Genomic DNA, 17,789 nt, shown 5'->3' with positions numbered 1-17,789 from the left:
AGACGCTATTTTAGCCGATCGGAACGCTTCGCCGGATGGGTCGGTTGGCGAATGGCCGCCTGCTTCCGCCAGATTTCGAGACACTCGAGGCCGCAGAAATGATGGACATAATCCTGCGCGTCCGCCACTTTGGCCGCATCTGGCGGGATTTCCTTCAAACAGACCTCACAATTGATGACCGTGCAGGCATCTTCATCGGAACACTGTGCGACTGGCGCACCTGATGGTGTGCGGTGATGGACCGTCATACGCACTCCGTTATGTGAACTGCGGATACCCGGAATATAGGCCCCCGGGAACGGCTTGCAAAGCTGCCCCCTTCTTCACCGATCAGTATCCCGCCTCCTTGATTGCCGTTTTGATGGTTTTGTAATCCGCCTCCTTGTCGATCACGAACCCCGTCACTTTGCTGTGGATCGTTTTTTGCAGGGACTGGACCGCCTCTTGTCTGAGCTCAACGGCCGCGACACCCAGCTTGTCCTGTTCGACTGCAGTCAGCCGATTACTCGCCAGCAACGTGAAATCCGGCGTGTTCGGCAAGGCGTACCACACCTCGAAATCCCCTTTTTCCAGCAGCGCATTCGCGGCCTTGCTCCGCAGGCTGCCGGCCTGGGCGTAATTCCGCTCCAGGGCGATGGAGACATCTTCCTGCGTTTTGAAATTCAGAATCTTGGGGGTGCCCGCATTGTTGCGCTTGATGGTGTAGCGGCCCATCACGTCAAGCCAGGACTCCTTTTCGGTCAGCGCCGCCGTCTCGATCGTGGCGCCTTTCCGGCGCACCAGCAGACCGGTGGCCTGGTCTTTCACCCGAGCCACGGGCGAATAATCCTGGTCGAGGACGGACACGGCAACGGACGGCGGCACGAAATACAAATCCAGCCGGCCTCGATCCAGCGAACGAAGCGTCGATTTGATCGTGCGGAACAGCGTCAGGTTGGGCTTCAACCCCAGCGAAGCGCCAAGCGCCCGGGCAAATGGCATCGCCGCCGTGCGGAAGTCGTCCATGAACACATCGGCCTTGCCGGTCCCGGGGTAGATCCCGATACTCAGCGTCCCATCACCGGCATAGGCCATGAGCGGCCAGGCGGGTAACAATGTCAGGCCTGCCAGAAAACCACGTCGATGCATGTTTGTCTCCCTTATTCAGGCCCAATGGCCGGCTGCACATTAGCGGCCAACGTCCGGGAAAATGAATGTTCGGAGTGGGGTCAATTATGACTATTCACCCGCCCAGGCCCGGCTGGTGGCGGGCCCGTTCCGCCAAGACGACCGCCATACGCCCCGCCCGGATTATGATGTCCGCAGCGCCCTCCATTGAGCCTTGCCCCATGCCGACCACGCCGCGTTCATCTGTCACTCCCGCTCTCTATATGGCGACCGATATTCATGCCGGCGAGCGAATATGGGCAACCGCACACCCCCACGACCCGCTGATGGAGAAAGCGGGGGCGACGGCAGCCGAATGGGCTGGCACAGTGGCCGACGATTCGGGCGAGCCCGTCCTGATCCTGGCAGGGCCCGGCAACAACGGGGGAGATGCCCTGGTCGCAGCACGTCACCTCGCGGCACAAGGATTTCGCGTCGTCGTCGCGAGCCGTGCCGACCCGACCCGACTGCCTCAGGATGCCGCGCGTGCCCGGGATGCCTGGCTGCAACAGGGTGGGACCGTGCTGCCTCACTTCCCGTCGTCGCAACGTTACAGCCTCCTGATCGACGGCCTCTTCGGCATCGGCCTGACGCGCGACGTAGCCGGCGAGGACGCGCGCTGGATTGCGCAGGCCAATGCGCTGGCCTGCCCCAAGCTGGCACTGGATGTGCCGAGCGGGCTCGATAGCGACAGCGGCCGGATCCGCGGTTGCGCCCTGCGGGCAGACCACACCCTGACATTTCTCGGACTCAAACCCGGTCTTCTTACCGCCGAGGGACCGGACTATGCGGGCACATTGCATCTCGACATGCTGGGCGTCGATCCGGCCACGATGCCGGGAACGCCCGGGATCGCCCTGGCACAACTGGATGAACGCCACCATCTGCCCGCGCGCGCCAGAAACAGTCACAAGGGCCAGTTCGGTCATGTCGGCATCGTCGGCGGTAGCAGCGGCATGGTGGGCGCCTGTCTGATCGCCGGCCGCGCGGCGCTGTGCCAAGGTGCCGGCAGCGTGACCCTGGGTGTGCTGGATGACCGCATTGCGGTCGATTACGGCGAGCCGCGACTGATGTTTGCCAGTCCGGAGCATCTGGCGGCGGCCGTGCAATTGAATGTCCTGGCGATCGGCCCCGGACTGGGCCGGGGCGCGCGCGCGCATATCCTGTTGGAAGCCGCACTTCCGGCCCCTTGTCCGCTGGTACTGGATGCCGATGCCCTGAACCTGTTGGCCGACGATCCCGAACTGGCCAAACAAGCGGCCCGTCGCACCCATCCCACGCTGCTCACCCCACATCCCGGAGAAGCCGCTCGCCTGCTCGGCGTGAGCGGGATGGAAGTACAGGCGAATCGTATCGAGGCGGCCCGCACGCTGAGCCGAACCTATCACGCAGAAATTGCACTGAAAGGGGCAGGCACCGTGATCGCCCATCCCGACGGCCGCTATGCCATCAACACCACGGGCGGTCCCTGGCTCGCCCAGGCCGGTTCGGGCGATCGGCTCACCGGCATGGTGGCGGCGCTGCTGGGTCAAGGCTTGGCGGCAGGCGACGCGCTCGAAGCCGCCGTATGGCTGCACGGCTGCGATATGGAGACCGCTACGCCTTCAACAGCGCGTTGATGATCCTGCGCAGCGCGGCCAGTGCTGCATCAGGCGAGGGATCGAATTGCGCCCGCACGATCGCACCATCGATCGCCAGCGCCACGGCCTGTGCGATCTGTGCGCGCTGCCTTGACTTGGGCAGCACGGCGGCAATCGCTGCGGCCATGTCCTGTTTGTGGCTGTACGCAATCTCGATGACGTCCGGCAGCGTGCCGCCCAGTTCCCCGACGCTGTTGATGAAGGCGCAGCCGCGGTAACGCGCGTCGCGAAACCATTCCTCGACAGCTGGCACGATCGCGCCAGCCCCGCCGCCGTGACGTGCCAGCGCATCGGTGAACCAGGCCATCCAGCGCGTATGCCGATACGCCAAATAGGCGTGAATCAGATCGTTCTTGCTTGGAAAGTGCCGGTAGAACGTGACCTTGGTCACGCCGGATTCGGCAATGACGCGATCGATGCCGGTGGCGCGCACGCCATCCCGGTAGAAAAGTTCGTGCGCGGTGTACAGGATGCGCTCGCGCGCACTGGGCAGCGCGTCGTTCCGATCGGCCTGGGTGTTCATGCGCTCATTGTAGACAGATCCGTCTACATGACCTAGACTGCACCGAACGTAGACAGATCTGTCTACATCATGCCAAGGAGCCGACATGGAAAGCAAACCGCCACTGCCCCCCTTTACCGAGGAAACCGCCGCCAGGAAGGTACGCATGGCCGAAGATGCCTGGAATTCACGCGACCCCGAACGCGTTGCGCTGGTCTACACCGAAGATACCCGCTGGCGGAATCGTGCCGAGTTCCCGGTCGGACGCGAGGAGGTCCGCCGGTTTCTCGAACGCAAATGGGCCCGCGAACTGGATTACCGGCTGATCAAGGAATTGTGGGCCTGTACCGGCAACCGCATCGCCGTGCGCTTCGCCTACGAATGGCATGACGATTCCGGACAATGGTACCGCTCGTATGGCAACGAGAACTGGGAATTCAACGAGCACGGCTACATGATGCGCCGCTTCGCCAGCATCAACGACCTGCCCATCAAGGAATCCGACCGCCAGTTTTTCTGGCCACTCGGCCGCCGCCCGGATGACCATCCCGGCTTGAGTGATTTGGGACTGTAGTGCGATCCGGACGGCTGAACCCGGATATCAGCAGATGCGCGACTTGAGGTAGGCGCCGAAGTCCTCGCTGACTTCGCTGTGCTTCAACGCGTATTCCACCGTGGCCTGCAGATAGCCCAGCTTGCTGCCGCAGTCGTAGCGGACACCGTCGAAGGCATAGGCCAATACCTGCTGTTCCTTCAGCAAGGCGGCAATGGCATCGGTGAGCTGCAGTTCGCCGCCGGCACCCGGCGTGAGATGCTGGATGTGGTGGAAGATGCGCGGCGTGAGGATGTAGCGGCCGACCACGCCGAGGTTGGATGGCGCGTCTTGCGGCTTGGGTTTCTCGACGATGGCGTTCACCCGCGACACGCGTTCGGCCATGGGGCTGGCGTCGACAATCCCGTAGGACGCGGTTTCCTCGGGCGCGACCTGCTGTACGCCGAGCACCGAGCACTGGTAATAACCGTACTGATCGACCATCTGCTTCATCACTGCCGGCCTACCGTCGATCAGGTCGTCGGCGAGAATGACGGCGAAGGGTTCATTGCCGATCACCGGCTGCGCGCACAGTACGGCATGGCCGAGCCCCAACGCTTCAGCCTGACGGATGTAGATGAAATTGACGCCGGCCGGGCGGATCGACTGCACCAGTTCCAGATCACGATTCTTGCCGCGCGCGGCCAGTTCGGTTTCCAGTTCGTAGGCCTTGTCGAAGTGGTCTTCGACCGTGCGTTTGGTGCGGCTGCTGATGAAGATGATGTCGGTGATACCGGCATCCATCGCTTCCTCGACCGCATACTGGATCAGCGGCTTGTCGACGATGGGGAGCATTTCCTTGGGGCTGGCCTTGGTGGCCGGCAGAAAACGCGTGCCTAGGCCGGCAACTGGAAATACGGCTTTTTTGACTTGTTGCATATCTCTTCCTTGAAAGTCCCTTGGTTCAAAAATCCAACGGCTGCTGCGTGTTGTTATTGTCTGATGCCAGCAAGCTCAGCAACCCGGCCTCGTCGAGAATGGCCACGCCGAGCTCCTGTGCCTTCGCCAGCTTGCTGCCGGCTTCCTCGCCTGCCACCACATAGTCGGTCTTCTTCGACACCGAGCCGGCCACCTTGCCGCCTGCGGCCTCGATTTTCTCCTTCGCCGCATCGCGCGTCAGCGTCGGCAACGACCCTGTCAGCACCAGCGTCTTGCCTGCAAGGATACCAGCCGATTGTTGCATGCCGAATGTTTCGGGCCAGCGCACGCCTGCATCGCGCAACCTGCTAACCACCTCGAGGTTGTGCGGCTCGGCAAAAAACTGGACGATGGACTGTGCCACGATGGGCCCGACGTCGCGCACGGCCAGCAGGTCGGTTTCGCTTGCGGCAATCAGCTTGTCCAATGAACCGAAATATTGTGCGAGATCCTTGGCGGTCGCCTCCCCGACGTTACGGATACCCAGCGCGAAAATGAACCGCGCCAGCGTAGTGGCCTTGCTGGTCTCGATCGCCGCGACCAGATTGGTTGCCGATTTCTCCGCCATGCGCTCCAGGCCGGCAAGCGTGTCGAGGCTCAGACCATACACGTCGGCCGGGCTGTGGACCAGACCGCGTTCCACCAGTTGATCGACCAGCTTGTCGCCCAGGCCTTCGATGTCCATCGCACGGCGTCCGGCGAAATGCAGCAGGGCCTGCTTGCGCTGCGCCGGGCAATAAAGCCCGCCTGTGCAACGCGCCGCCGCCTCGTCCTCGATCCGCACGACGTGCGAACCGCACACCGGGCAGACGGGATAACTGCGCAGGATGTTGAAACGCGGCGGTTCCGGCTGAGGCCGCCGCTCGACCACCACCGCCACAACTTCGGGAATGACGTCGCCGGCGCGCCGCACAATGACCGTATCCCCCACGCGCACGTCCTTACGATCGATCTCGTCCTGGTTATGCAGGGTGGCGTTGGTCACCGTCACCCCGCCCACGAATACCGGCGCAAGGCGGGCCACTGGCGTCAGCGCACCCGTTCGGCCAACCTGGACGTCGATGCCGAGCACGGTGGTGAGCTGCTCCTGGGCCGGGTATTTGTGCGCCACCGCCCAGCGCGGCTCGCGCGTGACGAAACCGAGTATGCGCTGCAAATCGAAGCGGTTGACCTTGTAGACCACGCCGTCGATATCGAACGGCAACTGATCGCGGCGTGCCGCGATGTCGTCGTGAAAGGCGACCAATGCCGCCGCCCCTCGTCCGGTGACACGTTCGGCGCAGACTGGAATCCCCATATTCAGCAGGGCATCGAGAGTAGCGCTGTGGGTGGGCGGTAGCGTCCAACCCTGCACCTCGCCCAGTCCATAGGCAAAGAACGACAGCGGACGCTGCGCGGCCAGCTTGGGGTCGAGCTGCCGGATGCTGCCGGCTGCGCCGTTGCGCGGGTTGACCAAGGTGTCCTTGCCGGCCTCGCGCTGCTTCGCGTTGTAACGCTCAAAGTCGTCGCGCCGCATGAACGCCTCGCCGCGCACTTCCAATACGGCTGGAGGCGATTCCATTCGCAGGCGCAACGGGACGGCATGAACGGTACGGATGTTCTGCGTGACGTCTTCACCCGTTTCGCCATCGCCACGGGTGGCGGCCTGCACCAGCACGCCATGCTCATAGCGCAGGTTGATCGCCAGGCCGTCGAATTTCAGTTCGGCCGCATATTCGACCGGCGGATCGTGCTCGCCCAGTCCCAGTTCCTTGCGCACCCGCGCGTCGAATGCCTGCGCGCCGCTCGCTTCGGTATCGGTCTCGGTACGGATCGACAGCATCGGTACTGCATGGCGTACTTTGGGAAAGGCATCGAGCGGCTTGCCACCGACACGCCGGGTGGGCGAATCGGGTGTGACGAGTTCGGGATGCTCATCTTCGAGCGCCTGCAACTCACGGAACAGCCGGTCATATTCCGCATCGGGAACGGTCGGCTGATCAAGGACGTAGTAGGCATAATTATGACGCTCGATCTCCCGGCGCAGCGCTGTCGCGCGCGCCAGCACATCGGTCGACGCCATCAGGAAAACAGACGCAGCGACCGCCGGGACCCGGATGGCACGCCACGCGCTTCCATGCGCTCGTAAATGTGCATGAGCTGGTTGCGAATTTTCTCGATGCCGGTGTCGGTCAACGGACGCAGATTGTCGTCCACCAGGATGCCGCCGGTTTCGTTGGCGAGCTTGCGGCCAAACGCCACCATGCCGTCGAATACTTTCAGGCCATCCGGCACGCGCGGCACGTCGAACTGCAGGGTGACGCCCTGCGAGCTCTGGCCCTCCATCGCCTCGACCGCGAACGGCTCGGCATCGTGGTTGCACAAGGCATAAAGCGGCTCGCCGCGGCTGTCGAGCAGTTGGAATACGCCATCGCCACCCAGCACCATGCCGCAGCTTTCCGCTTCGCGCACGATACGGGTCAGATTCACCGCCCCCTCGCCGCGCGCGACCACATTGAGGCCGATGAGGACATCGACGTCGACGCAGAAACGATCGATGGCCTGGGCGCGTTCGAGTGCATCGACCATATCGTCGCAGGCGAGGCGCAGACCATGCGCCTGCGCCATCGCCTGCAGCACGTCGCACAGGGCGGCAAGCTGCTCTTCCTGCACCGCTCCGTTACGATCGGCCAATTGCATGGTAACCGTCACCTGCTGATACCGCGCGTCACGCCACGGCTGGACGTCTTCCCATGCCGCCGCCCCCACCGGCAGGCCGAACCAGCGTATCGCTTTGCCCAGCGTCCGGGTCTGATTGAAAGCATCGGCGAACACATTAGCCATGACGCCATCGCAGCCGATGCGGGCACGGTATTCGATCAGTTCGTCGTAGGGTGCTGGCGCCGCAACCGATGGCGGACTGGCGGGGCGCCGTTCACTGGGCGTTGCAGCAGCAGGATTCGAGGTAGGAACAGCATCTACCGGCACGCCCGCATCGTCACCAGCCAGCGACGCGTCCGCATCGAAGCGCACATGAGGTTCGCCGGTCTCGTTCTCGTCGTCTCCAAGAACCGGCTCCCGCAGCGCCGGCTCGACCCGTTCATGCATTGCGCGCGGCCTAGCATCATCCTGCATCAACGCATCGGCCACCGGCATTTGAAAGGCCGCATCCGCCTGCTTGCGGAAGCGGCGTTCCTGGATCCAGTTGAATATCAGGACTGCCGCCACGACGGCTCCACCGACGATCAACAAGCCGATTTGCAAATCACTCATTCGTTTTTCCCGACTGAACGGATTGGGCAGGCACGATCCGGACGAACCATTCATCCGGCGCCACCATGCCCAGATCATTGCGCGCGCGTTCCTCGATCGCATCGCGCCCCTGCTTGAGATCGTTGATCTCAGCCAGCAGGCTTGCGTTGCGAACTTCCAGACGCTGATTCAATGCCAGCTGGATGTCGATTTTCTGCGCGCCCTCCCGCACCCTTAGCCAACCGCCCTCACCCAGCCAGAGTGGATATTGCAACAGGACAACCGCGATGGCCAGCACCCAGGTCAGTCCCTGGCTGCGGATGCGCGCGATGAACCGGGTCGCGTTGGGGTCAGCCGCGCTGGCGGAACGCATCGCGTCCAGGATAGCTCGCCGTGTCGCCGAGTTCTTCCTCGATGCGCAGCAGCTGGTTGTACTTCGCCATGCGGTCGGAACGCGACAGCGAGCCGGTCTTGATCTGGCGCGCGTTGGTCGCGACCGCCAGATCGGCAATCGTGGTGTCTTCGGTTTCGCCCGAGCGGTGAGAAATCACGGACGTGTAGCCCGCCTGCTTGGCCATCTCGATCGCCTGGAAGGTTTCCGACAGGGTGCCAATCTGGTTGACCTTGATCAGAATGGAATTGGTGATGCCCTTCTCGATCCCCTCTTTCAGGATCTTCGTATTGGTCACGAACAGGTCATCTCCCACCAGTTGCACGCGGCGGCCGAGCTTGTCGGTGAGAATCTTCCAGCCATCCCAGTCGCCCTCGGCCATGCCGTCCTCGATGCTGATGACCGGGTACTTGTCGCACCATGCTGCCAGGTAATCGGTGAACTCGGCCGAGTTCAGCTTCAGTCCTTCGGATTCGAGGTGATAGTGGCCGTCCTTGTAGAACTCGGAGGCGGCGCAGTCGACGCCGATGGCGACGTCGATGCCCGGTTGCAGGCCGGCTTTCTCGATCGCCTGCACGATCAGCTTGAGCGCCGCCTCGTGCGATTCCAGGTTGGGCGCGAAGCCGCCTTCGTCGCCGACGGTGGTCGCCATGCCGAGGCCGTCGAGCAGCTTCTTCAGGGCATGGAACACTTCGGCGCCGTAGCGCAGGGCTTCGCGGAAACTCGGCGCGCCCACCGGAATGATCATGAATTCCTGCATGTCGATGTTGTTGTTGGCGTGCGCGCCGCCGTTGATGATGTTCATCATCGGCACCGGCAGTGCCATCGGCGCGGCGCCGCCGAGGTAACGGTAGAGCGGCAGCCCGGCCTGTTCGGCGGCGGCGCGGGCGCACGCCATCGACACCGCCAGCAGCGCGTTGGCACCGAGGCGTGACTTGTTCTCGGTGCCATCGAGATCGATCATGGTCTGGTCGATGAAGGCCTGGTCTTCGACATCCAGCCCGATGATGGCTTCGCAGATTTCGGTGTTGACGTGCTCGACAGCCTTCAGCACGCCCTTGCCCAGGTAGCGCGACTTGTCACCGTCGCGCAGCTCGATCGCCTCGCGCGAGCCGGTGGACGCGCCGGACGGCACGGCGGCACGGCCCAGCACGCCGGACTCCAGCAGCACGTCGACTTCGACAGTGGGATTGCCGCGGGAATCGAGGATTTCCCGGGCGATGACATCAATAATGGCGCTCAATTTCTTTTCCTTGGTTTCATGTGTCCGCTTCGCGGATCAGTTTTTCATCAACTTGTGTTCAATAAACCCGCGCTGTTTCACCAGCGCGTCGATTTCCTTCAGCGTTTCCAGCAATTCCTTCATCATGCCGAGCGGCCACGCGTTGGGGCCGTCAGACAAAGCGACGTCCGGATTCGGGTGCGTCTCCGCGAACACGCCCGCCACGCCGCTGGCCACCGCGGCACGCGCCAGCACCGGCACGAACTCGCGCTGGCCGCCGCTGGTCGCGCCCTGCCCGCCCGGCTGCTGCACCGAGTGGGTAGCGTCGAATACAACCGGGCAGCCGGTGCCACGCATGATCGCCAGACCGCGCATGTCGGACACCAGTGTGTTGTAGCCGAAGCTCACGCCGCGTTCGCACACCATGATCTGCTCGTTGCCCACGGCACGCGCCTTGTCGACCACGTTCTGCATGTCCCACGGCGCCAGGAACTGGCCCTTCTTGATATTGACCGGCCGCCCGGCGCGCGCGACATTCTGGATGAAGTTGGTCTGGCGGCACAGGAAGGCCGGCGTCTGCAGCACGTCAACCACTGCCGCCACTTCGTTCAGCGGCGTATCTTCGTGCACGTCGGTCAGTACCGGCACGCCGATCTTCGCCTTCACTTCCGACAGGATGCGCAGGCCTTCCTCCAGACCAAGTCCGCGGAAGGACTGGGTCGACGAACGGTTGGCCTTGTCGAAGGACGATTTGTAGATGAAGGGGATATCCAGTGACGCGCACAACTCCTTGAGCATGCCGGCCGTGTCCATCGCCAGCTGTTCGGATTCGATCACGCAGGGACCGGAAATCAGGAACAGGGGCTGGTCAAGGCCCGCTTCGAAATGACACAGCTTCATTTGGCATGCTCCTGCTGATGCACCAGCGCAGCCTTGACGAATGCGATGAACAGCGGATGGCCATTGCGCGGATTGCTGGTGAACTCGGGGTGGAACTGGCAGCCGACGAACCAGGGATGCACCGAGGCGGGCAACTCGACCATTTCGCACAGGTCGGTACCTGGCGCGCGCCCGGCGACGACGAGGCCCTTGGCTTCGAGATCGGCCAGCAACGTGTTGTTGACTTCGTAACGATGGCGGTGGCGCTCGACGATGCTGGCGGCACCGTAGATCTCGCGTGCCAGCGTGCCGTCCTTGAGCTCGCACGGCTGGCCGCCCAGGCGCATGGTGCCGCCCAGATCGGATTGTTCGCTGCGCTTCTCGACCTGGCCGCCGCGATCCAGCCATTCGGTGATGAGGCCGATCACCGGATGCGTGGTCGCCGGGTCGAACTCGGTCGACTGCGCGTCGTCCATGCCGGCGACGTCGCGCGCAAACTCGACCACCGCGAGCTGCATGCCGAGGCAAATGCCCAGGTACGGCACCTTGTTCTCGCGCGCGTAGCGGATGGCGGCGATCTTGCCTTCGACGCCACGTTTGCCGAAACCGCCCGGCACCAGGATCGCGTCCATGGCCTTCAGGCAGTCGACACCGCCGGTCTCGATCTGCTCGGAATCGATGTAATGGATCTTTACCTTGCTGCGGGTGTGCATGCCGGCGTGGATCATCGCTTCCGACAGCGACTTGTAGGACTCGGTGAGGTCGACGTACTTGCCGACGAAGGCGATGTTGACGGTGTGCTGGGGATGCTCCAGCGCGTGAACCAGGTTCTTCCATACGGAAAGATCCGCCGCACGCGCGAGGATGTTGAGCTTGTGGCAGACGATCTCGTCGAGCATCTGATCGTGCAGCATCGCCGGAATCTTGTAGATCGAGTCGGCATCCAGCACCTGAATGACCGCTTCGGGCCGCACATTGGTGAAGAGCGCAATTTTCCGGCGTTCGTCGACCGGAATTTCACGATCGGCGCGGCACAGCAGGATGTCGGGCTGGATACCGATCTCGCGCAGTTCCTTGACGCTGTGCTGGGTTGGCTTGGTCTTCAGTTCGCCCGCAGTGGGGATATAGGGCAGCAGGGTCAGGTGGATGAAGCAGGTGTTTTCCGGACCGTCCTCGAAGCCCATCTGACGGATCGCTTCCAGGAAGGGCAGTGATTCGATGTCGCCCACCGTGCCGCCGATTTCCACCATCGCTACGTCCGCGCCCCTGGCGCCTTCACGGATCGACAGTTTGATCTCGTCGGTGATGTGCGGGATGACCTGCACCGTGCCGCCGAGATAATCGCCGCGCCGTTCCTTGTCGATCACCGATTTGTATATCTGGCCGGTGGTGAAATTGTTGCGCTTGCTCATGCGCGCGCTGGAAAAGCGTTCGTAATGCCCCAGGTCGAGGTCGGTCTCCGCGCCGTCGTCGGTCACGAACACCTCGCCGTGCTGAAACGGACTCATGGTGCCGGGATCGACGTTGATGTACGGATCGAGCTTTAAGAGGGTGACACGGATGCCGCGCGATTCGAGCAGCGCAGCGAGTGAAGCGGAGGCGATCCCTTTCCCTAGGGAAGAAACCACCCCACCAGTGACAAACACATACTTCGTCATGTTATGAGCGGGGGCGGGTGATGGCGGATTCTACTCCATCGCCGGTGACGGCTCAATGACGCGGCGAAATCAATGACTTGCCAGCCGACGCCAGGTCGCTACCACCGTGTCCGGGTTGAGCGAAATCGAGCCGATTCCCTGGTCGACCAGCCAGTCGGCCAGATCGGGATGGTCACTCGGCCCCTGGCCGCAGATGCCGACGTATTTGCCCTGCCGCCTACAGACCGCGATGGCTTCGGCCAGCAATTTCTTCACCGCCGGATTGCGCTCGTCGAAACCGCCAGCCACCAGGCCGGAATCGCGGTCGATACCGAGGGTGAGCTGGGTAAGATCGTTGCTGCCGATGGAGAAACCGTCGACATAGTGCAGGAAGTCCTCGGCCAGCAGCACGTTGGAGGGGATCTCGCACATCATGATCAGCCGCAGGCCATGATCGCCGCGCTTGAGGCCGTTATCGGCCAACAGCCCGGCCACCGCCGCGCATTCCTCCACCGTGCGTACGAAGGGGATCATCACCTCGACATTGGAAAAACCCAGCGTCTCGCGCACCTTCTTCAACGCCCGGCATTCCAGCTCGAACGCCGGACGGAACATCGTCGACACGTAGCGCGCCGCGCCGCGCAACCCCAGCATGGGGTTTTCCTCCTTCGGTTCGTAGCGCTCGCCGCCCACCAGATTGGCGTATTCGTTGGACTTGAAATCGGACAACCGCACGATCACCGGCTGCGGCCAGAAGGCGGCCGCCAGGGTGGCGATGCCTTCGGCGAGTTTGTCGACATAGAACGACACCGGGTCGACATAGCCCGCGGTACGCTGGTCGATCTCGTCGCGCAACGCCGGCGTCTGGCCGGCATAGTCGAGCAGCGCCAGCGGATGCACACCGATCATGCGGGCGATGATGAATTCCAGCCGCGCGAGCCCGACACCGTGATTGGGGATTTGCGCAAACTCGAACGCACGCTCGGGATTGCCGACGTTCATCATCAGCTTGACCGGCGGTTCGGGCAGCGTTTCGCTGGCCAGCGTCTCCACCTCGAACGCCAGTCTGCCCGCGTAGACTTTGCCGGTGTCGCCTTCGGCGCACGACACGGTCACCAGTTCGCCATCCTTCAGCACCGTGGTCGCGTTGCCGGCACCGACCACAGCGGGGATGCCCAGTTCGCGCGCGACGATGGCGGCGTGGCAGGTACGCCCGCCACGGTTGGTGACGATGGCTGCGGCACGCTTCATCACCGGCTCCCAGTCGGGGTCGGTCATGTCGGTGACCAGGATGTCGCCCGGCTGCACATGGTTCATTTCAGCCGGACTGGCGATCACCCGGACAATGCCGGCACCGATCTTCTGGCCGATGGCGCGGCCGCTGATGCGCACCTCGCCGGTGCCCTTCAACACATAGCGCTCGGTGCTGCCGGCAGTGCGCGCCTTCACGGTTTCCGGACGCGCCTGCACGATGAATAGTTCGCCGGTCTCGCCGTCCTTCGCCCATTCCACGTCCATCGGCCGTCCGTAGTGCCGCTCGATCTGCATCGCCTGGCGGGCCAGTTCCAGCACCTCGGCGTCGTTCAGGGCGAACTGTCGCCGCAGTTCGGGCGGCGTGTCCTCGATCACGGTCGTGCCGTCGCGCCACACCATGCGGGTGGCTTTTTCACCCAGCTCGCGCCGCACCACCGCGGGGAAGCCCTGCGCCAGCATCGGCTTGTGCACATAGTACTCGTCCGGATTCACCGATCCCTGCACCACCGTCTCGCCCAGACCATAGGCTGCGGTGATGAACACCACGTCGCGAAATCCGGACTCCGTATCCAGCGTGAACAGCACGCCGGAGCAGGCGATGTCGGAGCGCACCATACGCTGGATGCCGGCAGACAGCGCCACGCCGGCGTGGGCGAAGCCGTGGTGCACGCGATAGGCGATCGCGCGGTCGTTGTAGAGCGAGGCAAACACCTTCTTCACGTACGTGAGCACGTCGTCCGCGCCGCGCACGTGCAGATAAGTTTCCTGCTGGCCGGCGAACGAGGCGTCGGGCAGGTCCTCGGCCGTGGCCGACGAGCGCACCGCCACCGATACCGTGTCGCCAAGCCCCGCGTACGCAGTGCGCAACCCGGTTTCCAACGCAGGCGGCAGGCTGGCAGCTTCTATCCATGCGCGGATCTCCGCCCCCGCCTGAGCCAAGGCCGTCACGTCCGCGACGTCGAGCGGCGCCAGCCGCGCGTCGATGCGTGCGCGCAGGCCGTTATGGTCGAGAAAATCCCAGAACGCCTGGGAAGTGGTGGCGAAGCCACCCGGTACCTTGACCCCCGCGCCGGACAGATGGCGGATCATTTCGCCGAGCGACGCATTCTTGCCGCCCACCAGCGGCACATCCGCCATCGACAGGGCATCCAGCGGCACAATATAGTCTGTAGACATAGGTGAACTCCATGAACGGTTACAGCATATTCTGCGTGTCCGACCACACCGGGGTGACGGTCGAGTCCGTCGCCAAAAGCGTATTGGCGCAGTTTCCTCATCTCGAGTTTAGCCTGATTACGCTACCCTTCGTCGACAGCGCGGAGAAAGCCCAGGCCACCGCTGCACGCATCGCCATGACCCCTCGTGCGCTGACCTTCTCCACTCTGACCGATCCTACGCTCCGCCTGCCGTTTCGTCAGGCCGGGCTCAGCCTGTTCGACGTATTCGACCTGATTGCTCCTGCTGTCGAATCGGCGCTCGGCCAGACTGCCACCCCCAGCGGCGGCCACACCCACGGTATGGCATCCGACTATGAAGCGCGTATGGATGCCGTCAACTTTGCACTCAATCTGGACGACGGCCTCAATCCCGAACGCCTCGACCAGGCCGACCTGATCCTGGTCGGCGTCTCGCGTGTCGGCAAAACCCCCACCGCGCTTTATCTGGCCCTGCAATATGGCCTGCGCGCGGCCAACTATCCGCTTACGCCGGACGACCTCGAACAGGACGACCTGCCTGCCTGCCTGAAAGCCCATCTACCCAGGCTGCGCGGCCTCACCCTGTCGCCCGAGCGCCTTGCCGCCATCCGCCAGGCGCGTTACCCGGACAGCCGCTACGCCAGCCTGGCGCAATGCCGCACGGAGCTTGCCGCTGCCGAGGCGCTCTTCAAACGCCGTATGCTTCCCATTGTCGATACCACCCGCATGTCGGTGGAGGAGATCGCCGCGCGCTTGCGGCTATCCTGAGCATCTCGCTGCCCTGGCCGAGGGCCAGCCCTCAAGTTTTGCGCGCTTCACCCGATTGAACAAACGACCTGGCGCCCGTTTATACGCCGTTCAAGCCCCGCCAAATTATCCAATGATCAGGAGTTTCCCGATGTCTTGCCCCTATCCACGTACCTGCTCACACACTGAAATGGCACCAGTCTGTCCATTCCGATCTTCACGGCAGCGCTGACGACAGGTTCGGCGCACTTGTCCGCACCATCAAAAGGAAGGCTGACACCAGCCACATCCTTGTTTCTCCCGAATGCCAGCCTTCGCCTGCCACGCAAACGCCCGGTCCGGCCTGACTCGAGTTCGCACGGGACATATGACCGGTTTCGTTTCGCTCACGGAAAGTGCGCAGCGTGAATACCCGCGCCCTTGATCTGGACAACACGCCTGTGCCGGCGGCAAGACATTCCGTGCTTCCCGCGACCTGGCGACGCGTGCTGCTGGCAGGGTTCATTGTCCAGCTGTTCCTGATTTTGTTCGTCACCACCATCGGCCTGCAGCAGCTCCGGTTGACCGCCAGCAATCTCGACACGGTCATCGATGTCCATATGCGCAAGCTCAGCCTCACCAAGACGATGATGGCCGCCGCACGCGAGCGCACCCTCAGCATGTTCAGGTTGTCGATGAGCCACGATCCGTTCGAACGCGATCAACTGTTCGTACAGTTCAACCAGCACGGAGCGGAGTTTGCCGATGCCCGAATGGCGCTGTTGGGCATGCCCCTGAGCCCGCGCGAACACGAACTCATCGACCTGCAGGGACGCCTGACCAGCATCGCCCGGCCGATGCAGAATCGGGTTGTCGATGCGCTGAACAGCGATTCCGACCAAAGGGCCGAAGAGCGGGTCCTCAGCAGTGCCATCCCGGCACAGAACAACGTCCTGAGCGTACTCTCACTGCTCGACACCGAAACCCAGAAGCTTGCACTGGAAGCCAGCCGTAAGGCGCATCAGGCGCACGAAGTGGCGCGCTTCTGGATGTATCTCCTGTCGGGGATCGCCCTGTTGCTGGGCATGTTCGTCGCTGCTGCGGTCATGTATTACACCAAGCGGGCCAGCCGCGAACGCCACCATCTTGCCACGCATGACGTCTTGACTGGCTTGCCCAATCGCATGCTGTTCATGGACCGCCTGGAACAATCCCTGGTACGCGCGCAACGCCGCAACACGCTGGTGGGCGTGATGTTCATCGACCTGGATCGTTTCAAGCGCGTCAACGACACCCTCGGCCACGCCAGCGGCGACGCGCTCATTTGCGAAGTTGCGCAGCGCCTGCGCGCGACCACGCGTGCCGAGGATGTCGTCGCCCGGCTGGGCGGCGACGAATTCGGCGTGGTCATCGATGTCGCCCGGATCAGTCAAGTTCTACAAGTGGTGGAAAAAATCCTCGGCGTCGTAAGCGAACCCTATCGAATCGCGGAACGCGAACTGTTTTCCAGTTGCAGCATCGGCGTCAGTGTCTATCCGAACGACGGCAGCGACGGCACCAGCCTGCTGAAGCATGCCGACACGGCGGCATTCACCGCCAAGAACGGCGGCCGGAATCGCTTCCAGCTCTATGACGCCGCCATGAACACCATGGCTGAAGAACGGCTGCAACTGGAAACCGAACTGCACTACGCGCTGGAACGGGATGAATTCCTGTTCCACTACCAGCCCAAGCTCAACCTGGAGACCGGACGCATTCAGGGTGTCGAGGCGCTGATCCGCTGGAATCACCCCGGCAAGGGCCTGCTCAGCCCGGCGGTTTTCCTCGAACTGCTGGAAGAAAGCGGCGGTATCGTCAAAGTCGGCCGCACGCTGCTGAGGTCGGCCTGCTTCCAGACGGCAAGCTGGCATGCCGCCGGCTTCGTCGACCTGGATGTGGCCGTCAACATATCGGGCAAGGAGTTCTGGCACGGCAATCTGGTTACCGATGTCCGCGAGGCCCTGGAGCAGTCCGGCCTGCCGCCGCACTCGCTGCATCTCGAACTGACCGAAGGCATTTTCATGCAGGATGTCGAGGCGGCCGTCTCCCTCATCCTGGCCTTGAAGGCGCTGGGCGTGGCCGTGGCCATCGACGACTTCGGAACTGGCTATTCGTCCTTGGCTCACCTCAAGCGATTCCCGCTCGATATCCTCAAGATCGACCGTTATTTCGTCAAGGATATCCCGCACGCCCCGATCAACGAAGCGCTCATCAGCTCGATTCTCGCCCTGTGTCGGGGACTGAAACTCGGCACCGTCGCCGAAGGCGTGGAGAACCGGGAACAGCTCGACGTCCTGCGTAAACTCGGCTGCCAGATCGTGCAGGGGTATTTCATCAGCCGGCCGGTGCCTGCAGATGAAATCGCCGCCCTACTGGATCGCGACTGGCTGAGGGAATTCGACCAGGTTTGAGCCTG

The 17,789-nt window shown here is 63.0% G+C and carries 15 protein-coding genes; 4 read left to right on the top strand and 11 right to left on the bottom strand.

Annotation, left to right across the window (positions count from 1 at the left end; genetic code table 11):
- Positions 1 to 5: 5 nt before the first annotated feature.
- Positions 6 to 248 (bottom strand): DUF3330 domain-containing protein, encoded by a 243-nt coding sequence (locus tag ABT23_RS07400; RefSeq protein WP_296633295.1) that lies wholly within the window; start codon positions 246 to 248, stop codon positions 6 to 8.
- Positions 249 to 330: 82 nt separating this feature from the next.
- Complete coding sequence (locus tag ABT23_RS07395; protein ID WP_296633294.1) at positions 331 to 1,128, bottom strand: PhnD/SsuA/transferrin family substrate-binding protein; 798 nt, start codon at positions 1,126 to 1,128, stop codon at positions 331 to 333.
- Positions 1,129 to 1,328: 200 nt separating this feature from the next.
- Between ABT23_RS07395 and ABT23_RS07390 the strand changes: the two genes are divergently transcribed.
- On the top strand, positions 1,329 to 2,765 hold the full coding sequence (locus ABT23_RS07390; protein ID WP_296633292.1) for an NAD(P)H-hydrate dehydratase: 1,437 nt from the start codon (positions 1,329 to 1,331) through the stop codon (positions 2,763 to 2,765).
- On the opposite strand, the gene ABT23_RS07385 is transcribed toward ABT23_RS07390, so the two are convergent.
- Positions 2,743 to 3,309, bottom strand: coding sequence for a TetR/AcrR family transcriptional regulator (locus ABT23_RS07385; protein ID WP_296633290.1), 567 nt, complete (start codon positions 3,307 to 3,309; stop codon positions 2,743 to 2,745). The two genes, ABT23_RS07390 and ABT23_RS07385, sit on opposite strands and share 23 nt — an antisense overlap.
- A gap of 85 nt (positions 3,310 to 3,394) precedes the next feature.
- Here ABT23_RS07385 and ABT23_RS07380 point away from each other — a divergent pair, with 85 nt between their 5' ends.
- The gene (locus ABT23_RS07380) at positions 3,395 to 3,862 is read left to right on the top strand and encodes a nuclear transport factor 2 family protein (protein WP_296633289.1); all 468 of its coding nucleotides are present in this window, start codon (positions 3,395 to 3,397) and stop codon (positions 3,860 to 3,862) included.
- Between the two features lie 27 nt (positions 3,863 to 3,889).
- Here the strand turns inward: ABT23_RS07380 and galU are convergent, their stop codons facing one another.
- The 8 genes from galU to ppsA all read right to left on the bottom strand — a co-directional run bounded on the left by galU (position 3,890) and on the right by ppsA (position 14,588).
- Positions 3,890 to 4,759 (bottom strand): UTP--glucose-1-phosphate uridylyltransferase GalU, encoded by an 870-nt coding sequence (galU, locus tag ABT23_RS07375; protein ID WP_296633288.1) that lies wholly within the window; start codon positions 4,757 to 4,759, stop codon positions 3,890 to 3,892.
- A 25-nt stretch (positions 4,760 to 4,784) separates the two neighbouring features.
- Entirely contained in the window at positions 4,785 to 6,860 is a 2,076-nt protein-coding gene (gene ligA / locus ABT23_RS07370) for an NAD-dependent DNA ligase LigA (protein ID WP_296633286.1), read from the bottom strand.
- Positions 6,860 to 8,050, bottom strand: coding sequence for a cell division protein ZipA C-terminal FtsZ-binding domain-containing protein (locus ABT23_RS07365; RefSeq protein WP_296633284.1), 1,191 nt, complete (start codon positions 8,048 to 8,050; stop codon positions 6,860 to 6,862). The genes ligA and ABT23_RS07365 overlap by 1 nt, the downstream gene beginning before the upstream one ends.
- Positions 8,043 to 8,402, bottom strand: coding sequence for a cell division protein FtsB (gene ftsB / locus ABT23_RS07360; RefSeq protein WP_296633282.1), 360 nt, complete (start codon positions 8,400 to 8,402; stop codon positions 8,043 to 8,045). The genes ABT23_RS07365 and ftsB overlap by 8 nt, the downstream gene beginning before the upstream one ends.
- The gene (eno, locus tag ABT23_RS07355; protein WP_296633280.1) at positions 8,380 to 9,663 is read right to left on the bottom strand and encodes a phosphopyruvate hydratase; all 1,284 of its coding nucleotides are present in this window, start codon (positions 9,661 to 9,663) and stop codon (positions 8,380 to 8,382) included. Before eno ends, ftsB begins: the two co-directional genes overlap by 23 nt.
- Positions 9,664 to 9,699: 36 nt before the next feature.
- Positions 9,700 to 10,542, bottom strand: coding sequence for a 3-deoxy-8-phosphooctulonate synthase (gene kdsA / locus ABT23_RS07350; protein ID WP_296633278.1), 843 nt, complete (start codon positions 10,540 to 10,542; stop codon positions 9,700 to 9,702).
- Complete coding sequence (locus ABT23_RS07345; RefSeq protein ID WP_296633275.1) at positions 10,539 to 12,179, bottom strand: CTP synthase; 1,641 nt, start codon at positions 12,177 to 12,179, stop codon at positions 10,539 to 10,541. Before ABT23_RS07345 ends, kdsA begins: the two co-directional genes overlap by 4 nt.
- A 69-nt stretch (positions 12,180 to 12,248) precedes the next feature.
- A complete protein-coding gene (gene ppsA, locus ABT23_RS07340) occupies positions 12,249 to 14,588 on the bottom strand; it encodes a phosphoenolpyruvate synthase (RefSeq protein WP_296633273.1) in 2,340 nt (779 codons plus the stop codon).
- An 11-nt stretch (positions 14,589 to 14,599) separates the two neighbouring features.
- Between ppsA and ABT23_RS07335 the strand changes: the two genes are divergently transcribed.
- Together ABT23_RS07335 and ABT23_RS07330 are read left to right on the top strand one after the other, a co-directional pair.
- Positions 14,600 to 15,376: a pyruvate, water dikinase regulatory protein gene (locus tag ABT23_RS07335; protein ID WP_296633271.1), complete on the top strand. Its 777-nt coding sequence runs from the start codon at positions 14,600 to 14,602 to the stop codon at positions 15,374 to 15,376.
- 383 nt (positions 15,377 to 15,759) lie between these two features.
- Entirely contained in the window at positions 15,760 to 17,784 is a 2,025-nt protein-coding gene (locus ABT23_RS07330; RefSeq protein WP_296633269.1) for an EAL domain-containing protein, read from the top strand.
- Positions 17,785 to 17,789: the final 5 nt, after the last annotated feature.

Origin of the sequence: Thiobacillus sp. SCN 63-57 (assembly GCF_001725555.1) — a bacterium.
Lineage (GTDB): Bacteria > Pseudomonadota > Gammaproteobacteria > Burkholderiales > Thiobacillaceae > Thiobacillus.
This window is presented reverse-complemented; position numbering and strand designations above follow the sequence as displayed.

Coding starts and splice junctions, on each gene's coding strand:
- ABT23_RS07400 (WP_296633295.1), bottom strand. CDS start 248: ATGACGGTCCATCACCGCACACCATCAGGTGCGCCAGTCGCACAGTGT.
- ABT23_RS07395 (WP_296633294.1), bottom strand. CDS start 1,128: ATGCATCGACGTGGTTTTCTGGCAGGCCTGACATTGTTACCCGCCTGG.
- ABT23_RS07390 (WP_296633292.1), top strand. CDS start 1,329: ATGCCGACCACGCCGCGTTCATCTGTCACTCCCGCTCTCTATATGGCG.
- ABT23_RS07385 (WP_296633290.1), bottom strand. CDS start 3,309: ATGAACACCCAGGCCGATCGGAACGACGCGCTGCCCAGTGCGCGCGAG.
- ABT23_RS07380 (WP_296633289.1), top strand. CDS start 3,395: ATGGAAAGCAAACCGCCACTGCCCCCCTTTACCGAGGAAACCGCCGCC.
- galU (WP_296633288.1), bottom strand. CDS start 4,759: ATGCAACAAGTCAAAAAAGCCGTATTTCCAGTTGCCGGCCTAGGCACG.
- ligA (WP_296633286.1), bottom strand. CDS start 6,860: ATGGCGTCGACCGATGTGCTGGCGCGCGCGACAGCGCTGCGCCGGGAG.
- ABT23_RS07365 (WP_296633284.1), bottom strand. CDS start 8,050: ATGAGTGATTTGCAAATCGGCTTGTTGATCGTCGGTGGAGCCGTCGTG.
- ftsB (WP_296633282.1), bottom strand. CDS start 8,402: ATGCGTTCCGCCAGCGCGGCTGACCCCAACGCGACCCGGTTCATCGCG.
- kdsA (WP_296633278.1), bottom strand. CDS start 10,542: ATGAAGCTGTGTCATTTCGAAGCGGGCCTTGACCAGCCCCTGTTCCTG.
- ABT23_RS07345 (WP_296633275.1), bottom strand. CDS start 12,179: ATGACGAAGTATGTGTTTGTCACTGGTGGGGTGGTTTCTTCCCTAGGG.
- ppsA (WP_296633273.1), bottom strand. CDS start 14,588: ATGTCTACAGACTATATTGTGCCGCTGGATGCCCTGTCGATGGCGGAT.
- ABT23_RS07335 (WP_296633271.1), top strand. CDS start 14,600: ATGAACGGTTACAGCATATTCTGCGTGTCCGACCACACCGGGGTGACG.